At 57.1% G+C, this 17,450-nt stretch carries 15 protein-coding genes and 1 pseudogene; 6 read left to right on the forward strand and 10 right to left on the reverse strand.

Annotation, left to right across the window (positions count from 1 at the left end; genetic code table 11):
• Positions 1-242 precede the first annotated feature (242 nt).
• A complete protein-coding gene (locus tag VFA76_10670) occupies positions 243-1,421 on the forward strand; it encodes an acyl-CoA dehydrogenase family protein (GenBank protein ID HZR32300.1) in 1,179 nt (392 codons plus the stop codon).
• On the opposite strand, the gene VFA76_10675 is transcribed toward VFA76_10670, so the two are convergent.
• From VFA76_10675 to VFA76_10685, 3 genes are all read right to left on the reverse strand, one after another.
• The gene (locus VFA76_10675; GenBank protein HZR32301.1) at positions 1,373-2,329 is read right to left on the reverse strand and encodes a hypothetical protein; all 957 of its coding nucleotides are present in this window, start codon (positions 2,327-2,329) and stop codon (positions 1,373-1,375) included. The genes VFA76_10670 and VFA76_10675 overlap by 49 nt on opposite strands.
• Positions 2,330-4,951 carry a leucine--tRNA ligase gene (gene leuS, locus VFA76_10680; protein ID HZR32302.1) on the reverse strand — a complete coding sequence of 874 codons (2,622 nt, stop codon included), beginning with the start codon at positions 4,949-4,951 and terminating at the stop codon, positions 2,330-2,332. It abuts the gene before it with no gap.
• Positions 4,952-5,032: 81 nt separating this feature from the next.
• Positions 5,033-5,971 carry a deoxyribonuclease IV gene (locus VFA76_10685; protein HZR32303.1) on the reverse strand — a complete coding sequence of 313 codons (939 nt, stop codon included), beginning with the start codon at positions 5,969-5,971 and terminating at the stop codon, positions 5,033-5,035.
• A 101-nt stretch (positions 5,972-6,072) separates the two neighbouring features.
• Here VFA76_10685 and aroF point away from each other — a divergent pair, with 101 nt between their 5' ends.
• Together aroF and VFA76_10695 are read left to right on the forward strand one after the other, a co-directional pair.
• On the forward strand, positions 6,073-7,149 hold the full coding sequence (aroF, locus tag VFA76_10690; protein HZR32304.1) for a 3-deoxy-7-phosphoheptulonate synthase: 1,077 nt from the start codon (positions 6,073-6,075) through the stop codon (positions 7,147-7,149).
• On the forward strand, positions 7,146-8,324 hold the full coding sequence (locus tag VFA76_10695; protein ID HZR32305.1) for a beta-propeller fold lactonase family protein: 1,179 nt from the start codon (positions 7,146-7,148) through the stop codon (positions 8,322-8,324). Before aroF ends, VFA76_10695 begins: the two co-directional genes overlap by 4 nt.
• On the opposite strand, the gene VFA76_10700 is transcribed toward VFA76_10695, so the two are convergent.
• Positions 8,321-8,755: a BrxA/BrxB family bacilliredoxin gene (locus VFA76_10700; protein HZR32306.1), complete on the reverse strand. Its 435-nt coding sequence runs from the start codon at positions 8,753-8,755 to the stop codon at positions 8,321-8,323. The genes VFA76_10695 and VFA76_10700 overlap by 4 nt on opposite strands.
• 167 nt (positions 8,756-8,922) lie before the next feature.
• Here VFA76_10700 and VFA76_10705 point away from each other — a divergent pair, with 167 nt between their 5' ends.
• Positions 8,923-9,978, forward strand: coding sequence for a UDP-N-acetylmuramate dehydrogenase (locus VFA76_10705; protein ID HZR32307.1), 1,056 nt, complete (start codon positions 8,923-8,925; stop codon positions 9,976-9,978).
• Between the two features lie 37 nt (positions 9,979-10,015).
• Here VFA76_10705 and VFA76_10710 read toward each other — a convergent pair whose 3' ends face one another.
• The 4 genes and pseudogenes from VFA76_10710 to VFA76_10725 all read right to left on the reverse strand — a co-directional run bounded on the left by VFA76_10710 (position 10,016) and on the right by VFA76_10725 (position 13,077).
• Positions 10,016-10,963 carry an EamA family transporter gene (locus VFA76_10710; GenBank protein HZR32308.1) on the reverse strand — a complete coding sequence of 316 codons (948 nt, stop codon included), beginning with the start codon at positions 10,961-10,963 and terminating at the stop codon, positions 10,016-10,018.
• Positions 10,953-11,138: pseudogene (locus VFA76_10715) on the reverse strand (glutaredoxin family protein). The gene VFA76_10710 and the pseudogene VFA76_10715 overlap by 11 nt, the downstream one beginning before the upstream one ends.
• A gap of 91 nt (positions 11,139-11,229) precedes the next feature.
• Entirely contained in the window at positions 11,230-11,628 is a 399-nt protein-coding gene (locus VFA76_10720; protein ID HZR32309.1) for an OsmC family protein, read from the reverse strand.
• A gap of 21 nt (positions 11,629-11,649) precedes the next feature.
• Positions 11,650-13,077: a cation diffusion facilitator family transporter gene (locus VFA76_10725; GenBank protein ID HZR32310.1), complete on the reverse strand. Its 1,428-nt coding sequence runs from the start codon at positions 13,075-13,077 to the stop codon at positions 11,650-11,652.
• Between the two features lie 162 nt (positions 13,078-13,239).
• Between VFA76_10725 and VFA76_10730 the strand changes: the two genes are divergently transcribed.
• Both VFA76_10730 and VFA76_10735 read left to right on the forward strand, forming a co-directional pair.
• Complete coding sequence (locus tag VFA76_10730; protein ID HZR32311.1) at positions 13,240-14,424, forward strand: peptidylprolyl isomerase; 1,185 nt, start codon at positions 13,240-13,242, stop codon at positions 14,422-14,424.
• Positions 14,425-15,516 carry an NAD-dependent epimerase/dehydratase family protein gene (locus VFA76_10735; protein HZR32312.1) on the forward strand — a complete coding sequence of 364 codons (1,092 nt, stop codon included), beginning with the start codon at positions 14,425-14,427 and terminating at the stop codon, positions 15,514-15,516.
• Here the strand turns inward: VFA76_10735 and ubiE are convergent.
• Positions 15,513-16,325: a bifunctional demethylmenaquinone methyltransferase/2-methoxy-6-polyprenyl-1,4-benzoquinol methylase UbiE gene (gene ubiE / locus VFA76_10740; protein ID HZR32313.1), complete on the reverse strand. Its 813-nt coding sequence runs from the start codon at positions 16,323-16,325 to the stop codon at positions 15,513-15,515. The genes VFA76_10735 and ubiE overlap by 4 nt on opposite strands.
• 7 nt (positions 16,326-16,332) lie before the next feature.
• The gene (aroB, locus tag VFA76_10745) at positions 16,333-17,448 is read right to left on the reverse strand and encodes a 3-dehydroquinate synthase (GenBank protein ID HZR32314.1); all 1,116 of its coding nucleotides are present in this window, start codon (positions 17,446-17,448) and stop codon (positions 16,333-16,335) included.
• Positions 17,449-17,450 lie beyond the last annotated feature (2 nt).

Here is a 17,450-nt window from a genome sequence, read left to right on the forward strand (position 1 = left end):
CTATAACTGCAAAGGATGAAGGAATTCGCCATCTTGTCGAGTTCGGCAACCGCTCCGCAGGAACCCTCCCTTTGCCGTTCAGGAGCTCCGACCTGTACGCCAGCCGGATGAAATCAAACGGGTGAGATGAACAAAACAGTGGCGCGTTTGTCTTACTGCAGAGGGGTAGCGCCAATCGCAGCCCCGGGGTTTGACGCCATCCAGCAGCTTTGCTAACGTCAAAAGTTTGCCGAAGGACAGCTATGGCCCTTAAATTTCGCGGGGTTGACTTCATCGAATTCGATTCCCTGCTCAGCGATGACGAACGTCTGGTTCGCGACACCTCTCGCAAGTTCATAGAAGAAAACCTGATTCCCATCATCGAGCAGTGCAACCGCGAAGGCCGTTTTCCGCGCGAACTGGTGAAACCGATGGGGGAACTCGGCTTCTTTGGCGCCAGCCTTAAGGGCTATGGCTGCGCCGAAATGTCGAACGTGGAATACGGGCTGGTGATGCAGGAGATGGAACGGGGAGACAGCGGAGTGCGCTCGTTCGTGAGCGTGCAATCGGCGCTGGTGATGTATCCGATCTATGCCTTCGGCAGCGAAGAGCAAAAACAGAAATGGCTGCCGGCACTCCAGAAGGGCGAGAAGCTGGGCTGCTTTGGGCTGACTGAGCCGGACTTCGGCTCCAATCCCGGCGGAATGCGTACCCGCGCTAAGAAGGTCGGCAAAGACTACGTGATCAGCGGCGAGAAGATGTGGATCACTTCTGGCTCAATTGCCGATGTCGCCGTGATCTGGGCGAAAAACGAAGACGAAGATGAAAAGATTCGCGGGTTTCTGGTCGAGACCAACCGCCCTGGCTTTAGCGCTTCCGATGTGCACGGCAAGTGGTCGCTGCGGGCCTCGGTAACCTCAAGTCTCTCGCTGCAGGACGTACGCGTGCCGGAATGCAACCTGCTGCCCAAGAGCGATGGCCTGAAGTCTCCACTCATGTGCCTGAACCAGGCGCGTTATGGGATCGCGTGGGGCGCGATTGGCGCGGCCATGGCCTGCTACGATTGCGCGCTGCAATATTCGCTTTTCCGTAAGCAATTTCGCGAGCAGCCGATCGCCTCCCACCAGTTGGTGCAGGAAAAGCTGGCGTGGATGATCAGCGAGATCACCAAGGCGCAGTTGCTGGCGCTTCAGGTTGGCCGACTGAAGGACAAGGGCACGGTTGGACACCAGCATATATCCATGGCAAAGCGAAACAATGTTTGGATGGCGCTGGAGTGTGCGCGCATGGCACGCGACATCCTTGGCGCGAACGGCATCGCCGACGAATATCCGATCTTTCGTCACATGGCAAACCTGGAATCAGTGAAAACCTACGAAGGAACGCACGACATTCACGCGCTGATTATCGGATCAGCCGTAACCGGGATTGACGCGTTCTGAGGTGCGGCCACATACCTGACAGCACTCCGGTCTGAGGGCGGCTCGTCATCGGCCATTCCCGCATACGCTCCCAAGCGGGCTACGTAGAGTAAATCGGCGAAGGCGAGGTAAAAAAGGCCGATCACGACAAAGGCCGGCATTATCGTCTTAGCCTCAAGCTGCGCCATTATTCCCATTAGAAAAAATAGAAAGCACGTGGCGGCAACGAACCCGATGACGCGCACCACGAAGAACACAGCATTCACCGCCGCAATTCTGCCAAACTCGCGCCGGACAAACTCCACAGCGGAAGAGATCGAACCCCAGGTATCCTGACCGTCCCGCAAAACAAAAATCGGCCCCAAAGAAAGCAACCAGTTCAGCGCACTCCACAAGCACCAGAGCAGGGTGATCAACCCGAGGGCCAGGTTGGCTACCACGCCCGGAGAGCTCGCCTCTGCGGGCGCCGCAAAGCCAGCCAGGATAAGAGCCCCCAAGGTGGCCAGAACCGCGGCAACCATCAGAGCGGCACGCAGAAAATTTAGCCCGAGTAGAGAGCCAGCACCGGTCTCGGGATGTGCGCTGTGGAGTATCGCTTTGAGAGTCACCGACCGTCCGACCGACGCTAGAATAATCCACAATATGGTTACAGCAAGGAAGACGATGATGGCGCTCTTTCCCAAGCGGAAGCCGCTGCCTCTAAGAATATGGGCAAGGGCCTGGGATACTAAGAACGGATGACGAGTGCGCAGCAAAACCAGGTCCGATCCTGAGACCGGCAAGCTGCGCAAATACTCATAGAGCGTAAATATGACCAGCGCCCACGCAGCGGCTGCGAAACTCCAGCGCCATGCGATTTCAGCCAACACCGGTGACCGCTGCCGCAATACGTGACGAACGCCCTCGAAGCTGCGATTTGGTTGACTCACCTAACGCACCACGATGTTCACCAGCTTGCCTGGAACGACGATAACGTTGGCGATCTGTTTGCCATTAGTGGCACTCTGGATTTTTGCCTCGGAGAGGGCACGTTCGCGAATCGCTTCTTCCGGTGCATCGGCTGAAACCAAGATCCGGCTGCGTACCTTGCCGTTGATTTGGACCGCGATCTCGATTTCATCATCCTTAGCGAGCGCCGCGTCGTACTTTGGCCAGGCTGCGTGCAGGAGATCGCCTTGCTCGCCGAGCATCCCCCAGAGCTCATGCGCAAGATACGGAGCGAATGGCGCCAGCAAGAGAACGAGATTGCGCTGAATCTCTGCTAAAAACTCTGGCGAGACGCCGCTCCCGAACTGCTCTTCTGCGGCGTAGAGCTCATTGACTAACTCCATGATCGCGGCAATGGAGGTGTTGAAATGCCAGCGGCCGTCGAAATCGTGGCTCACACGCTTAATGGTCTGATGAAGTTTGCGTTGCAACGACCTACTGACTGTGGTCTGGAGATCAGAGTTTGCGTGCACCGTGCGAGAAGATTGCGCACTTTGCGTCGCCATAGTTTTCTCGCCATGGCTTGAAGCCGCGCCCGAACTGACCAACTGCGCTTCCGTTGCGCGCGCATGGCGCGAGACGAATCTATATACACGTCCCAGGAAACGATAGATGCCCTCTACGCCGGCATCCTGCCAGTCGAGATCGCGGTCCGGTGGCGCAGCAAACAAGGTGTACATGCGGGTGCTGTCAGCTCCGTAGCGCGCCACCATGTCGTCGGGCGAAACCACATTGCCCAAACTCTTGGACATTTTTGCGCCATCTTTAATGACCATGCCTTGTGTAAAGAGACGCTGCACCGGCTCGGAATTTTTTACCAGTCCGATGTCCCGCATGAACTTGGTCCAGAACCGCGAATAAATGAGGTGCAGGATGGCGTGCTCGATGCCGCCGATGTACTGGTCAATCGGAAACCAGTAGGCGGCTTCTTTGGGATCGAATGGCGCTTTGTCGTTGTGGGCGTCGGTGTAGCGATAAAAATACCAGGACGAGTCCACGAAGGTGTCCATCGTGTCAGTCTCGCGGCGAGCAGGGCCTCCGCATTTTGGACACTTTACATTCACAAACTCCGGTACTCGAGCGAGCGGTGATCCACCTTCCAGGGTAATCTCGACTTTTTCCGGAAGCAGGACAGGAAGATCCTTCTCCGGCACCGGAACAATCCCGCACTGGGAGCAATAAATCATCGGAATGGGAGTGCCCCAGTAGCGCTGGCGCGAGATCCCCCAATCCTTTAAACGATAAGTGACGGTGGGACGGCCGAAGCCGTGTTGCTGGGCGAACTCGGCCATCTTTTGAATGGCTTCCGCATTGGAGAGCCCGGAGAACTCTCCAGAATTAATCAGCAGGCTCTCAGTGTGCGTATACGGCAGTACGGGCTGTTCGGGCTCTCCTTCCTTTGGCGGCTCGCCTTCCCGGCGAGGCAAGATCACTATGCGAATTTCCAGCCCATATTTTTTCGCGAACTCGTAATCGCGCTCATCGTGGGCCGGCACGGACATGATCGCGCCCGTGCCGTAACCCATCAGGATGTAATTGGCGATCCAAATGGGAATGCGCTCGCCGTTGAATGGATTGATCGCAAAGCGTCCGGTTGCCACTCCATGCTTCTCGATTGCTCCTACATCGCCCACTTCTTTGGCGTTGCGCTGCTCGGCCACGAGCTCATCTACCTTGGCTGCCAGTTCGGAGTTCTCAGCAATAAAGTCGGCGACCAGGGGATGCTCAGGCGCAAGCTGGATTGAGGTCGCACCATAAATAGTGTCAATACGAGTCGTGAATACGGTGATGTTGTTCCTTGCCTTGCCCGCCGGCCCTTCGAGCTTGAAGTCAATCTCTGTGCCTTCACTGCGGCCGATCCAATTGCGCTGCATCACCTGCACTTTTTCGGGCCAGTGCTCAAGCCTATCCAAATCCTCGAGCAGTTCCTGGGCGTAGTTGGTAGTGCGAAGGAACCACTGCTCGAGCTCGCGCTGCTCGACCGGAGTATCCTCGTGCCGCCAGCAGCAACCCTTGACGACCTGCTCGTTAGCCAGGACGGTTGCGCACCTGGGACACCAGTTCACCCGGCTTTTCTTTCGATAGGCCAAGCCGCGCTCATAGAGCTTGAGAAAGAACCACTGGTTCCAGCGGTAGTAATCGGGGAAGCAGGTGGTTACCTCGCGGGCCCAGTCGTACGCAAATCCCAGGCGCTTCATTTGCGCCTTCATATTGGCAATGTTGCCGAGCGTCCAATCGCGGGGCGGCGTGTTGTTCTGGATGGCGGCGTTCTCTGCCGGAAGTCCGAACGAGTCCCATCCCATAGGGTGGAGGACGTTATAGCCCCGCATCCACATATAGCGTGCGAGAGCATCGCCGATGGCGTAATTCCGTACGTGCCCCATGTGAAGTGCTCCCGAAGGATAGGGAAGCATCTCCAGAACGTAATACTTGGGCTGCTTGGAACCGGGTTCAGCGCGATAGAGCCCCGGGTCGGCCTTCCATCGCGCGAACCACTTCTCTTCGATCCGCTGGGGATCGTAGCGTTCGTTGCGAGTGTCGGGTTGGTTGGGCGTCTCCGGCATGAGGGAACACAAATTTGGGTTGAACTCTTAATTTTACACGCAATCGTTTTTTTGTCTGAAGGGGGCAGCGGCTTCGGCGAATTACGCAGTTTTGCCTTTTCGGGCAGCGAGCAACGATTGCAAGGTTTTCACATTCCGCAGATCGTCACCGGGCTTATCAATCGGAGTTTCGGCAATGAATGCGGCGTGGGCAAGCCGCGGATCTTTGAGCAGCCGCCGGAACGGCTCCAGGCCGATGCTTCCCTGCCCTATGTGCTGGTGGCGATCGAGCCGCGAGCCGCGGGCTGCTTTGGCATCATTGCAATGCCACACGCGAATATTTTTCAACCCGATGGTCGCGTCCAGATAGTTCAGCGTCGTTGCCATTCCTTCCGCACTTACAATGTCATACCCCGCGACGTGAACGTGACAAGTATCAATGCAAGCAGCGACAGGTAAAACTCCGCGAAGGTGCGCAATAAGTTCGGTCACCTGCTCGAAGGTACTGCCGAGCGAAAACTCAGCCCCGGCGGTGTTCTCGATCAGCAGTGTGAGGTTGTGCTTCGCAAGATCTAGCCCGTGAGCAGCTGCGGCAATCGCACTGGCAACACGCTCCAGTCCCTCTTGCCTGCTGCCGCCCCGAAAAGAGCCGGGGTGAAGCACCAGGTATTCGGCGCACAGGGCAAGTGCCCGCTCCAATTCGCCGCGAAATGCGTCAACTGATTTGCCGTGGAAATGCGGCGTGGTTCCGGCCAGATTGATCAGGTAATTGGCGTGGATCACCAGCGGCTTCAAGTCATATTTCCGCCGCAGGTTGTTCATGACTTCACACTGTGATCCCGCCAGCTGGTAGGGCTTCCACTGTCGCGGACTGGAAGAAAATATCTGAAAGGTATTGCAGCCCAGGCGATACGCGCGCTCGGCGGCGTTCTCTACCCCGCCCGCAATGGACGTGTGAATGCCAATGCGGCGCGGGAGATGGACGGGGCGTTTGGGAGCTGGAAGGTTCAGGACATCGTGTTTGGTGAGAGATCTGCCCATACTGTAGTACGAATATTCGAGTCTAGCATCGGGTTCGCCGCCGGCTTTATTGCAGCGGGACACATGGGACAGTAAACTTAGAGTTTCATTCGAGGTCAGTCATGCTGGTAGTAATGCAGGCGCACGCGACCGAAGAGCAGGTCCGTGCCGTATGTAAGAGGATCGAAGAGCTGGGCTATCGAGCGCACCCCATTCCCGGAGCACAGCGCACCGCCATTGGGATCACCGGCAACCAAACCGAAGTGGAACAGGGCACAATCGAAGAGATGGTCGGGGTGCAAGAGCTAATTCGGGTCAGCAAGCCGTACAAACTGGTCAGCCGCGACATCAAGGAAGAAAATACCGTCATCACCTTTCCTGGCAGCGAGGCGAGCATCGGGGGACGTACTCTGGCCATCATGGCCGGGCCGTGCGCGGTGGAGAGCCGGGAGCAGGCGTTCGCGGTGGCGGAGCGAGTGTACTCTGCGGGAGCGCAGTTTTTTCGCGGCGGCGCGTACAAACCGCGGACCTCGCCATATTCGTTCCAAGGGTTAGGCGAAGAAGGCCTGCGCATTCTTTCCGAGGTCCGCGAGCGCTTCGGCCTGAAAATAGTTACGGAAGCGGTGGACAACGAATCCATTGACCAGGTTGAAAAATACGCAGACGTGATCCAAATCGGCGCCCGCAACATGCAGAATTTTTCCTTGCTGAAGCGGGCGGGGCACGCAAAAAAGCCGGTACTCCTGAAGCGGGGTATGTCCGCCACCCTGGAAGAATTCCTAATGGCGGCAGAGTACGTGATGAGCGAAGGTAACTACAACGTGATCCTGTGCGAGCGCGGGGTGCGGACCTTCGCCGATCATACGCGGAATACACTGGACTTGAGCCTGATCCCGGCGGTGCAGCGCCTGAGCCACCTGCCCATCGTTGTAGATCCCAGCCACGGCACTGGAAAGCGAAACAAGGTTACTCCCATGTCCCGGGCCGCGGTGGCGGTGGGCGCGGACGGGCTCATGGTCGAAGTGCACAATAATCCCGACAAGGCGCTCTCTGACGGCATGCAGTCAATCTATCCCGATCAGTTCGACGAACTGATGCAGCAGGTCCGGCAAATTGCGACGGTGGTTGAGCGCTATGTACCCGCCGCCCGTGCCGACGCGGCCAAACCCGGAGCGCGACCGGCCGCCGCTCGCTCTTGAAAAAGGCCGTATTCTTCCTGGTTGCAGCAGGAATTATTGCCCTGCTGTGGTGGAAGCTGCGCACTCCGCCACTGCCCACTTACGATCCGGCTTACCGCGAATACGCCTACATCAGCAACGGCGAAAGCAATACCGTAACCGTGCTCGACCTCACGCCCCGACCCTATCCCCGCTTCAATGTGCTGAAAACGATTCCGGTAGGCACGAACCCGACCGGTCTCGCGGTGAACCGCAAAAAGAACGAAATCTATGTGGTGAATAGCGATTCCAACAACGTGAGTGTGATTGACGCTGAGCGCAACGTGGTAGTCGCGACCATCGGGGTCCACCGGACGCCCTACTTCATCGACGTTTCTGCCGATGGGCGGCGGGCTTATGTGGCGAACTCGGGTTCGGGCAATATCTCGGTAATTGACATGGATAAGCGCAAGCAGCTGACCAACATTAGGGTTGGCAATGCACCCGGCCTGGCGCGGGTCTCGCCGGATGGCAGCCTTGTCGTCGTGTCGAATAGAGCGGACAGTTCGGTCTCGCTCATTGACACCGCGAAGCTAACAGTGACCGCGACGTTGCCGATCTGCAAACAGCCCACCGATATCGCCATAATGCCCGATTCCAGCAAGGCATTCGTGGCCTGCTCCGGAGCGGCTCAGGTCGCCGCCATTGATTTGAAAAAGAACGCGGTGCTGGCGCTGCTCGATGTCGGCAAAACTCCGGTCCACCTCGCTTTGAAGCCGGATGGCGGCGAGTTACTGGTCAGCAACTTCGATTCGGAAAATATTTCCATCATCGAAACCACGCCCAACGAAGTTGGTGGGAGCTATTTAATTGGGACACATCCGGTTCGCGGGGTGGTCACTTCGGATAACTCTCTGCTGTACGAGAGCAATTTCGGATCGGATTCGGTGGCAGCTTACAACATAGACAACGGGCGGGTGGAGAACTCGATTGCGGTAGGCAGCCACCCCGAAGGCTTGGCATTGACTTCAAACCAGGATTTTCTCCTGGTTATCGATACCGGCTCGGCCGACGTTGCTATTATCCGGGTGAAGAAGCTGCCCGCCACTTCAAAGATCAGCGCGGAACGGGCTCTCTACAACATGGTGCCCGTAGGAATCCAGCCGAACGACATCGTGATCAAGGCCTTCTTCAAACAGTCGCCGAAAACAAACTAGGATCGGGAAGAGGCGGCTTTGGCGCAAAACTTGTCAAATGCCGCTCTGAGATCGACGGCAATATCTTCGGCCTCGCGACTTTCGATATCGCTGCGCTGCATCATGTAAACCAGCTTCCCATCTTGCAGCAAACCAATAGACGGTGAAGATGGAGGATACCCCTCGAAATAGGAGCGTGCCCGCTCCGTGGCCTCTCTGTCCTGACCGGCGAAAACGCTGACCACTTTCTCCGGCAGAACCCCGTGCGCAAGCGCCATGCGGACCGCCGGACGCATCCGGCCTGCAGCGCATCCGCAAATGGAGTTCACCACAACCATTGTGGTACCGGGCTTACGCAGCACATCATCCACATCACCGGCGCTCCGCAGTTCTTCGATTCCGAGCCGAGTCAGTTCTTCGCGCATGGGCACAACCATCAGTTCAGGATACATTGGGTCTCCTCGTTGTCTGTGCACTCATTGTAATACGCGCCCATCCCGGAGAGGCCAGCCTACGCTGCCAGGCAGCAAAAGGAACCAGCGGAATGAACACTTGCGGCCTTGAACTGCAATGCTCTGCACCGCGCCGAGAAAATCAGGCTGTATGATTGCATTACTCGATGCTCATCCAGGAAAACGTTCCTCTGGCACCCCTCACGACCTTTCGCGTGGGAGGCCCGGCGCGATATTTCGCTCAGGCCGCTACGCCTGCGGATGTGGGCAGCGCAGTTGACCTGGCGCGCTCGCGCAACTTACCCCTCTTCATCTTGGGCGGTGGCAGCAACCTTGTAGTCGCGGATTCAGGCTGGCCGGGGCTGGTATTACAGGTTGCGATCTCCGGAATCGAAGAACATGACCAAGCAGGGCGCGTGATTTTCCAAGCCGGCGCAGGAGAAGAATGGGACAAACTGGTTGCATTCGCCGTGGCACGGAATTGCGCGGGTATTGAGTGCATGAGCGGGATTCCGGGAAGCATCGGCGGCACTCCGGTTCAAAATGTGGGAGCCTATGGACAGGAGGCTTCCGAAACCATCGAGAGCGTGCAGGTGCTGGACCTGCGAGACGGCCAGATTCGCGAATTGTGCAAGCCGGCGTGCGGCTTTGAATATCGGACCAGCATCTTCAATACCGGCGAGCGCGGGCGTTACATCATTTTGCGAGTGACCTACGCGCTTACTCCCGATGGCGAGCCGCGCATCGAGTATGCCGATCTAAAGAAGTACTTCGCCGGCCGCATCGGCCGCCCGACGCTGGCGGAAACGCGGGAAGCCGTCCGGCAAATTCGCGCCAGCAAAGCCATGCTGATTGTTCCCGGCGACGAAGATTGCCGCAGCGCGGGATCATTCTTCAAAAATCCTGTCCTCAGCGGCGATCAATACCGGGAGTTGACCCAGAGGGCAGCAGCTATGAAATTGGAGGTTCCAAGTTATCCCGCGCTTGAGGCTCGACGTAAAGTCTCAGCCGCCTGGCTCGTGGAACACTCGGGATTTGCAAAAGGCTACACTCGCGGGGCTGTAGGCATCTCGCATAAGCACGCGCTGGCTATCGTGAACCGAGGCGGTGCGACAGCGGCCGACATCATCGCGCTTAAGAACGAAATCCAGAAACGAGTTGCCGAGACCTTCGATATTGAATTGAGTCCCGAACCGGTATTCGTAGGTTTTGAGCAGATCTAGTCGCAGCGGCCATTTACGGCTGCGGTTTAACCGATTCTCACTCGATTGGCTCGAGCAAAACCGGTTCTCGACCTTTCTCCGGCAACTGCACTAACACCGTTGCCAGGAGCACGATAACGATTCCCACCGCTTGCACCGGTCGCACCAGTTCACCTAATGCAATCGCGGTAATAAGAATTGAAAAAACCGGCTCTAGACAACTGGTGACCACAGCACGCGTGGCATCGAGGTGCTGCAGTCCCGCAAAGTAAAGCGGGAAAGGCAACAGCACAGAGGTGACGGAGAAAATCAAAAGAAAGAGCCACTGGCCTCCGGAATAATGTGCCGCGACAATCTTCCAGGGCGGGTTGATCACCAGCCAGGAGAGCGCAGCGCCGAGCAATACATAGAGCAGCACCTTCCAGCGGTCGTAAACGGCCAGCAACCGGTGCCCACCCACGTTGTAAAAGGAAAATGAGAGTGCGGCCAGCAGGGCTGCGCCAATTCCGACTGGGTTGAGCAGGAATCCACCACCGCCGATGATGCCGATGGCGAGAGCGCATCCGATCACTGCCAGTCCGACCGCTGCGATTTTTTGAGGAGTGGCCCGCTGCTCCCGCCGCCCAACCATGTAAAGCAGGACCCATACTGGCGCCGTGTACTGCAGAATGATCGCGGTCGCAACATTCGTCTTCTGGATTGCCAGGTAATAAAAGTAATTCGAGGCCGCGATCCCCAACACTCCCAGGACAAGGCATCGAACAATGTCCCGTCTGGGCATCAACAGCTCGCTTCGCTGACGTACGAGGAGCAGAGCGGGCAATAGCATCAGAACGGCGAACGTGCTCCGGGTTTGCGCGAGGATGAGTGGATCAATGACATGCCCGGCGTGGACGGCGAGGCGTCCGGTAAATGCCGCGCGGCCCAGAGCGGCTGAAATACCCCAGAAGAAAGTACAGGCGGCGATATAGAAATATCCGCGAAGAGGATGGGATTTACTCGGCAAGCAGCTCATTGAGCCGCTCAGGATCGAATCCGATCATGACCTCCTCGCCAATGACGAGCGTCGGGGTCGTGCGGCTCTGATACTTGTGCACCAAATCCTGAATGGCGTTCTGGTCAAGGCTGACGTCGCGCTCCTGGTATTCAATACCTCTCTCCGAGAGGTACGCCATTACCGTGTGGCAGGGAGGTCAACCAGGCTGGGTAAAGACGACGATTGATTTGGCCATGTAGATTTCGAGTCCTCAGCGTAACAGAAAAACACGCAGTTCAGACATACTCGATGACTACGGTAACCTTTGCGGTTTGCTGAAGCATGGCCGAAACGGAGCAATATTTTTCCTTAGAGAGGCGGACCGCATCTTCCATGGACTTGGCTGAAACCTTTCCGCCCACCCGGTAGATAAGCTTGATGTCGGTATACACGGAAGGTGGCTGCGGGGCGCGTTCGGCTTGGGCACGCACCTCGAGGTGGGTAAATGGTTCCCGCTTTTTGCGCAGGATGCCGACCACATCGCTGGCGGTGCAGGCGCACAAACCAATAAGCACCAGTTCCATCGGACTGGAAGCAGTCTTGTCACTCGCTGCATCCACCACCAGCGCGTGCCCGCTGCTGGCAATCCCAACAAACCGTTCTTTGTCTGTCCACAGTGCTGAAGCTTCGGTCATTTCTCCCCTTTAGAGCTGTCTTCAACGTGTATTGTCAGTTTGCGGCTCGGGATGAATGAGCACTCGAAAGAGCTCGGGGGCCTCTCTCTTAAACCGGATCTCCAAATCGGTAATTAAATCGTGCACGCGTGCCAGGGGCAGGTTGTCCGGCATGGTCACGTGGCAGGAGACATAGAGCCGCTCCCGTACCCGCTTGATCTGCACGTCGTGCGCGTCCAATACCTCGGGGAAGTCCCGAACAACTTTCCGCAAACGGTACTCCAGTCTGGCATCATGCTGGATCTCGTCTCCTGGCTCAATCGTGCCTGGCTCACTTTCAATGTGGGTGAGGATAGACGAGATTTCCGGCACCTCGCTACGAATTTCAGATTCCAGCAGGGTCACTCGATCGTGCGCTTGCAACAAAGTGAGGTGTTCGTCCAACTCCAGGTGCTGCTCGACATGCAAGCGTCCGTGCAGGTCCTGGACGCTAACATCGTGCACGTTGAAATTGTTACGAGTGGCCACGCCGCGGATGCGATCAAAAATGTTTTCTTCTCGGTCCGCCTGGGGTATGGAGTGCACCACCACATCGGCATCAGGGAGGATGCGGTGAACCGCCTCCGTAACGGCGCCCGCCATCTGCTCCGACTTCTGGAATGTCAGGTTGCGCCGCAGCCCCACCGACACATCCGCGAAATAGCGGTTCCCCGCGCGCCGTATACGTACGCGGTCGAGCTCCAGAATGCCTTCCAGCTTTCTGACTTCGTCAATGATTCGGGAGCGTATTCCCGGTGGAGCAGCATCGAGCAATGCGTCAATCGTTTTACGCGCGAGCCTTGAACTGACGTACACAATCACGCCCGCGACAAAAAGCGCCGCCACAGGATCGGCGTCGCGCAGCCAGCCCACATGGAACTGCCTGCCCAGCCACACCAGTACCAGGCCGATCACCACCACCCCGGTTGACCAGATATCCGTACTGAAGTGAAGCGCATCAGCTTCAAGCGCCTGGCTGTCATACTTATTGGCGATCTTGGCAAGGGCCCGCGAACGCCAGAAATCAACCCCCATGGAAAGAAACAGAACCAGGAACGCAACTGGGGTGGATTCAATCTCGACGCGACGATAAAACAGGCGAAGAATGGCCTCGTAAATGATCCAGAAACAAGTCAACAGCAAAAGACCAGTCTCGAGGAAAGCTGAAAAGTTCTCTACCTTCCCATGACCATATTGGTGCTCGGCATCTGCCGGCTTATCTGACACGCGAACCGAAAACAGGGTGATAACTGCAGCAATGAGGTCGAGACCGGAATGGGCGGCTTCGGACAGAATGCCCAAGCTGCCGGTGGAGATGCCAACGACGATCTTCAAGGCAGTGATGAAGATTGCGGCGATAACGGAATGGCCTGCCACTGCACGCTTCTCAGCCTGCATTGGTCCCGCGGCGAAGACCGCTTGATCTGCCATGAGTTAGACCGTGGCCCTACCACCCGATTATCGCCGTTTCCCGGCACTCAGCCAACCACCGCAGGTCAGCGAACGGGCAGGCTCTCGCGAAAACAGCGAGCCGCCGCGCACAGAGCGGGTATGCTAGGATTTCAGATTACCCATACTGGAGGCAGTTCACCTATGTGTAGTCGCTGGTTGCTACTGTTTTTACTTTCAACTCTGGCTCTCGGGCAAAACGCCCCGTCCGCGAGCCAATCTCCCTCGCAGAACCATGTCCAGCACGGCAGGCTTCCCCACACACCAGCCGCCCAGCCGAAGGCAGCACCCAAGGCAGGGGCCGCCGCTTCTAGTCTGCCGCCCGATGCAGTGGTAATTACTGTGCAAGGACTTTGCGAAAAGGAAGCCACCGGGGAGCCCGCAGCAACCACCAAGAATTCCGCCGCCAAAACTAGCGATACCCCCTCCAGCGCGGGATGCAAGACGCTGATTCGGAAAGCTCAGTTTGAAAAACTTGCCGACGCGCTCAATCCCAATATGACGCCGGCAGTGAAGCGACAACTCGCTGAAGCTTATCCTCGGCTTCTGGTGTTTGCCGATAAAGCGCGAGAGATGGGCCTCGATAAAGATCCTCGCTTTCTGCAAATGCAAAAATTCGCGACCCTTCAACTGCTGGCGCAGGACTTCAGCCGGCACATGCAGGAAAAAGCTGGCGACATTTCTGATGCGGACGTGGAAAAGTACTACAAAGATCACGCCTCCAACTATGAGCAGGTGGAGCTGATGCGCATCTTCATCCCCAACACTAAACAACATGCTGAGCCCAGCACAGCAGATCCAAAGGCTCTCGAATCGAGCACGGCGACCCCAGCCAAGACTGATAACGCCGCCGATGAAGCCGCGATGAAAGCGGAAGCGGAGAAGATCCACACCGCCGCCGCTGCCAACGGGGATTTTGAAGCCCTGCAGAAAGAAGCGTTTGAAGTTTCGGGACTCAAGTCTGCATCACCCAATGTGAAGCTGGGCAAGGTAACGCGCGCGAACCTGCCTGAGACTCACCAAAAGGTATTCGATCTGAGTGTAGGCCAGGTTTCAGAGCTGCTTTCCGATCCAGGTGGATTCTATGTTTACAAGGTAATTTCCAAGAGCGCCGTACCGCTCAGCGAAGCCAAGCAAGAAATCCACCAGCAACTTCAGTCCCAACGCATGCAGCAGTCAATGGAGACGCTGATCAACTCCGTCAAGACTGAGCTCAATCAGTCCTATTTCGGTGAAGCAGCCCCGGCGGCAGGACCGTCAATGCGTGCCCCGCGCGCACAACCAGGACAACCAAGCGCTCCCCCCGCACCGCCTCCGAGTCAGGAGTAAATGTCCGAGGGGAAACAGCGTGTCCTGATTACCGGTGTTTCTGGCAATCTCGGCACGCGTGTCCTCTCGCAACTGGCGGATTTCGACGTGATCGGTGTGGATCTAGCACCGCCTTCTTCAGACAAACTGTCCCAATTTGAAGCCGTTGACCTGGGTGACGAGACTGCGTCCTACACCTTGATGCGGCTGCTGCGGCAAAGCGACCCCTATGCCGTCGTACATCTGGCGTTTGTAATTGATCCGGTACGCACTGGCGTGCTGGACAAAGACCGCATGTGGCACATCAATGTGGCCGGCACAGCCCGGGTGATGGAAGCAATCACTGAGGTGAACCGCGTTGGGGGAGCGATCCGCAAATTTATTTTTCCCAGCAGTGTCTCCGCCTATGGGTCCGACCTGCCGCTTGCGGTGACAGAAGACCAACCCTTGCGTGGACACACTCTGCCCTATGCAATTCACAAACGCGAATCGGATTTAGTGGCGCAGCTGCGGGCAATGGAAATATCAAAATGCAGAAGCTACATTCTGCGGCCGCACATCTACGCGGGGGCGAGCGTGCAGAATTACCTGATGGGCGCCTTTCGCGGCACCCCCAGTGGCATGAGCCAACGTGCGCAGACGATGCGGGCTGAAGATAAGCACCTCCCCAGCCTTCTGCCCATGGGCCGCCGATACTTGGACAATCGCATTCAATTTGTGCATGTGGACGTTGTTGCGCGCCTGATCGCTTATCTGCTGCGCCGCCGGGAAGAAGATCCGCAACTCACAATTTTGAATGTTGCAGGACGCGGCGAGCCTTTAACCTTCGGCCAATGCGTGCAAATCTCCGGCAACCAGCTTGTGCGCGTTCCGGGAAAGCTCCTGTTTAGAAGTGTTCTGGCCTTACTGTGGAAGCTCGGCATATCTGGGATTCCACCCGAAGCCGCGCCTTATATGACCGGAACCTACATCATGGATACTTCTCGACTACGGGCTTTCCTTGGCGAGGATTACGAAAACGTAATCCGATACACGGTTAAAGAGGCCTTCGCGGATAGTTTCCGTGCCGTTGCGCCCAAGGAACAAACCGTGGAGCACACCGCAGCGGGCTAGGCGTCTTTCTTTCCTCTATAGAGTCCGGCAACGCCCAACGTGTATGGCGTCCAGGTCACCGAATCGAATCCGGCCTGATGCATGCGTTCTAGCATCTCGTCAGGTGATGGGAAACGCTCTACCGATGCGGGCAGATAGGAATAGGGCCCTTTGACGCCAGAGACCAGGGTTCCAATCGTGGGCAGCACATGGCGAAAATAGGCGCGATAAAGGGTTCCGAAAAGACCGCGCGGTTCGCCGAAATCAAGGATTCCCACTTCGCCGCCGGGACGCAGTATGCGAAGGATCTCCGACAGCCCGGCATCGTAATTATTCAGATTGCGGAATCCGAACGCGCTGGTGACCAAATCAAAGCTGCTGTCTGGAATGGGTAGCTGGAGCGCATCGGCTTCGATCCAACGCAAATCGTTTCCTCCAGACTTCTCTCGTGCGCGCACGAGCATGGCGTGCGAAAAGTCCGCCCCCACCAGGGTTGGCGTCAACTTACCGATCTGTTTACGAGCCGCCTGCCGATGTAGGGCAAAGGTCATGTCCCCAGTGCCGCAGCAGAGGTCCAACACACGCACACCTTCTCGATTGAGAAGATGCGAAAAAGTTCCTGCGGCGCGTCTCCACCACAAACGATCGATGTTGAACGAGAGCAGATGGTTCAGCAGGTCATAGCGTGGCGCAATCGAGGTGAACATCTCGCGCACGGCGCGGGCAGCCGCTTCTGGGTCTGTTGCTCCCTGTGGAGCCGCACCCACAGGGAAGCGAGGTTCGGCCGCCTTGCCAGTCTTATTCGAGAGGTTCCGATCACGGACTTGCATTACAGGATCAGGCTTGCGAGAGGTACCGTAGCTCTTCAATTGCCTGGATGACGGCACTGTCTGGAATGTCTGGCACGATCTCAGCGGATCCAATGGTGCGCGGCAGTACGAAGTGCACCACCCCGTTGCTGGTTTTCTTGTCCGACTTCAGACGGCGGAAGACGCGCTTTCCGCGCAGGTCAACGCGCGGCAAAGGTGCCAAGGCGATCACTGTAGAAATGATGCGCCGAGCGGTGTCCGAGTCGGTCTTCTGCAGTGCAGCAGCGATCATTGCAGCCGCTACCATGCCCCACGCTACTGCTTCCCCGTGGAGAAATTGCTTGTAGCTGGTCTCGGCTTCCAGGGCATGGCCGATGGTGTGTCCAAAGTTAAGTACGCGGCGCAGGTCGGTCTCCTTTTCATCAGCCGTGACCACGGCAGCCTTGAACTTTACCGATTCGGTGATTAACCATTCCAGCGCACTTAGATCGCGTTGCAGGATAGGATCGCGATTGTCTTCGAAACGTTGAAAAACTTCAGGAATGCCAATCACACCGCACTTCAGCGACTCGTAAAGGCCGGACCGAAATTCACGATCGGGTAATGTGGATAGCGTCTGCGGATCAATGAGCACCACTCGCGGATGGTGAAACCGTCCCAACAGGTTCTTGCCGTCGCGCAGGTTGACTCCAGTCTTTCCGCCAATCGAAGCATCTACCTGTGCCAGAAGGGTGGTGGGTACCTGCACGTAATCAATGCCGCGCATGTAAATGGAAGCCAAAAATCCAACCAGGTCGCCCACCACTCCGCCACCGAAAGCCACGAGCACGGAGCCTCGATCCGCACCCAACCGGATGAGCTTGCGGGCGAGCCGTTCTACCGTCGGCATGCTTTTACTGCTGTCACCGTCGGGCATTTCGAGCAATTGCGCTTCCAGGCCGGCATTGGCGAGAGAGGACATCAGGGCCGGCCCCCAGGCTTTGCGCACCGCCGGAACGGTAATCACAAAGAAGCGGGTGCGCTCCGGGAACAGTTCACGGAGCAGTGCGCCTGACCGTCCCAGGAGACCTGGTTCGATCAAGGCATCATAAGGATGCGGAGGAATGGGGAGATGAACAACCGGCACGCCACCATGATAGTACAAAG

Source organism: Terriglobales bacterium (assembly GCA_035651655.1).
In the GTDB taxonomy this organism is placed as follows: domain Bacteria; phylum Acidobacteriota; class Terriglobia; order Terriglobales; family Acidobacteriaceae; genus DASRFG01.

Excerpts from the sequence above, each read along its gene's own strand:
- VFA76_10700 (HZR32306.1), bottom strand. The coding sequence starts at position 8,755 with ATGTATCCTGAACTGATGGTTGTGCCCATGCGCGAAGAACTGACTCGG.
- VFA76_10735 (HZR32312.1), top strand. The coding sequence starts at position 14,425 with ATGTCCGAGGGGAAACAGCGTGTCCTGATTACCGGTGTTTCTGGCAAT.
- aroF (HZR32304.1), top strand. The coding sequence starts at position 6,073 with ATGCTGGTAGTAATGCAGGCGCACGCGACCGAAGAGCAGGTCCGTGCC.
- VFA76_10720 (HZR32309.1), bottom strand. The coding sequence starts at position 11,628 with ATGACCGAAGCTTCAGCACTGTGGACAGACAAAGAACGGTTTGTTGGG.
- VFA76_10670 (HZR32300.1), top strand. The coding sequence starts at position 243 with ATGGCCCTTAAATTTCGCGGGGTTGACTTCATCGAATTCGATTCCCTG.
- VFA76_10730 (HZR32311.1), top strand. The coding sequence starts at position 13,240 with ATGTGTAGTCGCTGGTTGCTACTGTTTTTACTTTCAACTCTGGCTCTC.
- VFA76_10705 (HZR32307.1), top strand. The coding sequence starts at position 8,923 with ATGCTCATCCAGGAAAACGTTCCTCTGGCACCCCTCACGACCTTTCGC.
- VFA76_10685 (HZR32303.1), bottom strand. The coding sequence starts at position 5,971 with ATGGGCAGATCTCTCACCAAACACGATGTCCTGAACCTTCCAGCTCCC.
- ubiE (HZR32313.1), bottom strand. The coding sequence starts at position 16,325 with ATGCAAGTCCGTGATCGGAACCTCTCGAATAAGACTGGCAAGGCGGCC.
- leuS (HZR32302.1), bottom strand. The coding sequence starts at position 4,951 with ATGCCGGAGACGCCCAACCAACCCGACACTCGCAACGAACGCTACGAT.
- VFA76_10725 (HZR32310.1), bottom strand. The coding sequence starts at position 13,077 with ATGGCAGATCAAGCGGTCTTCGCCGCGGGACCAATGCAGGCTGAGAAG.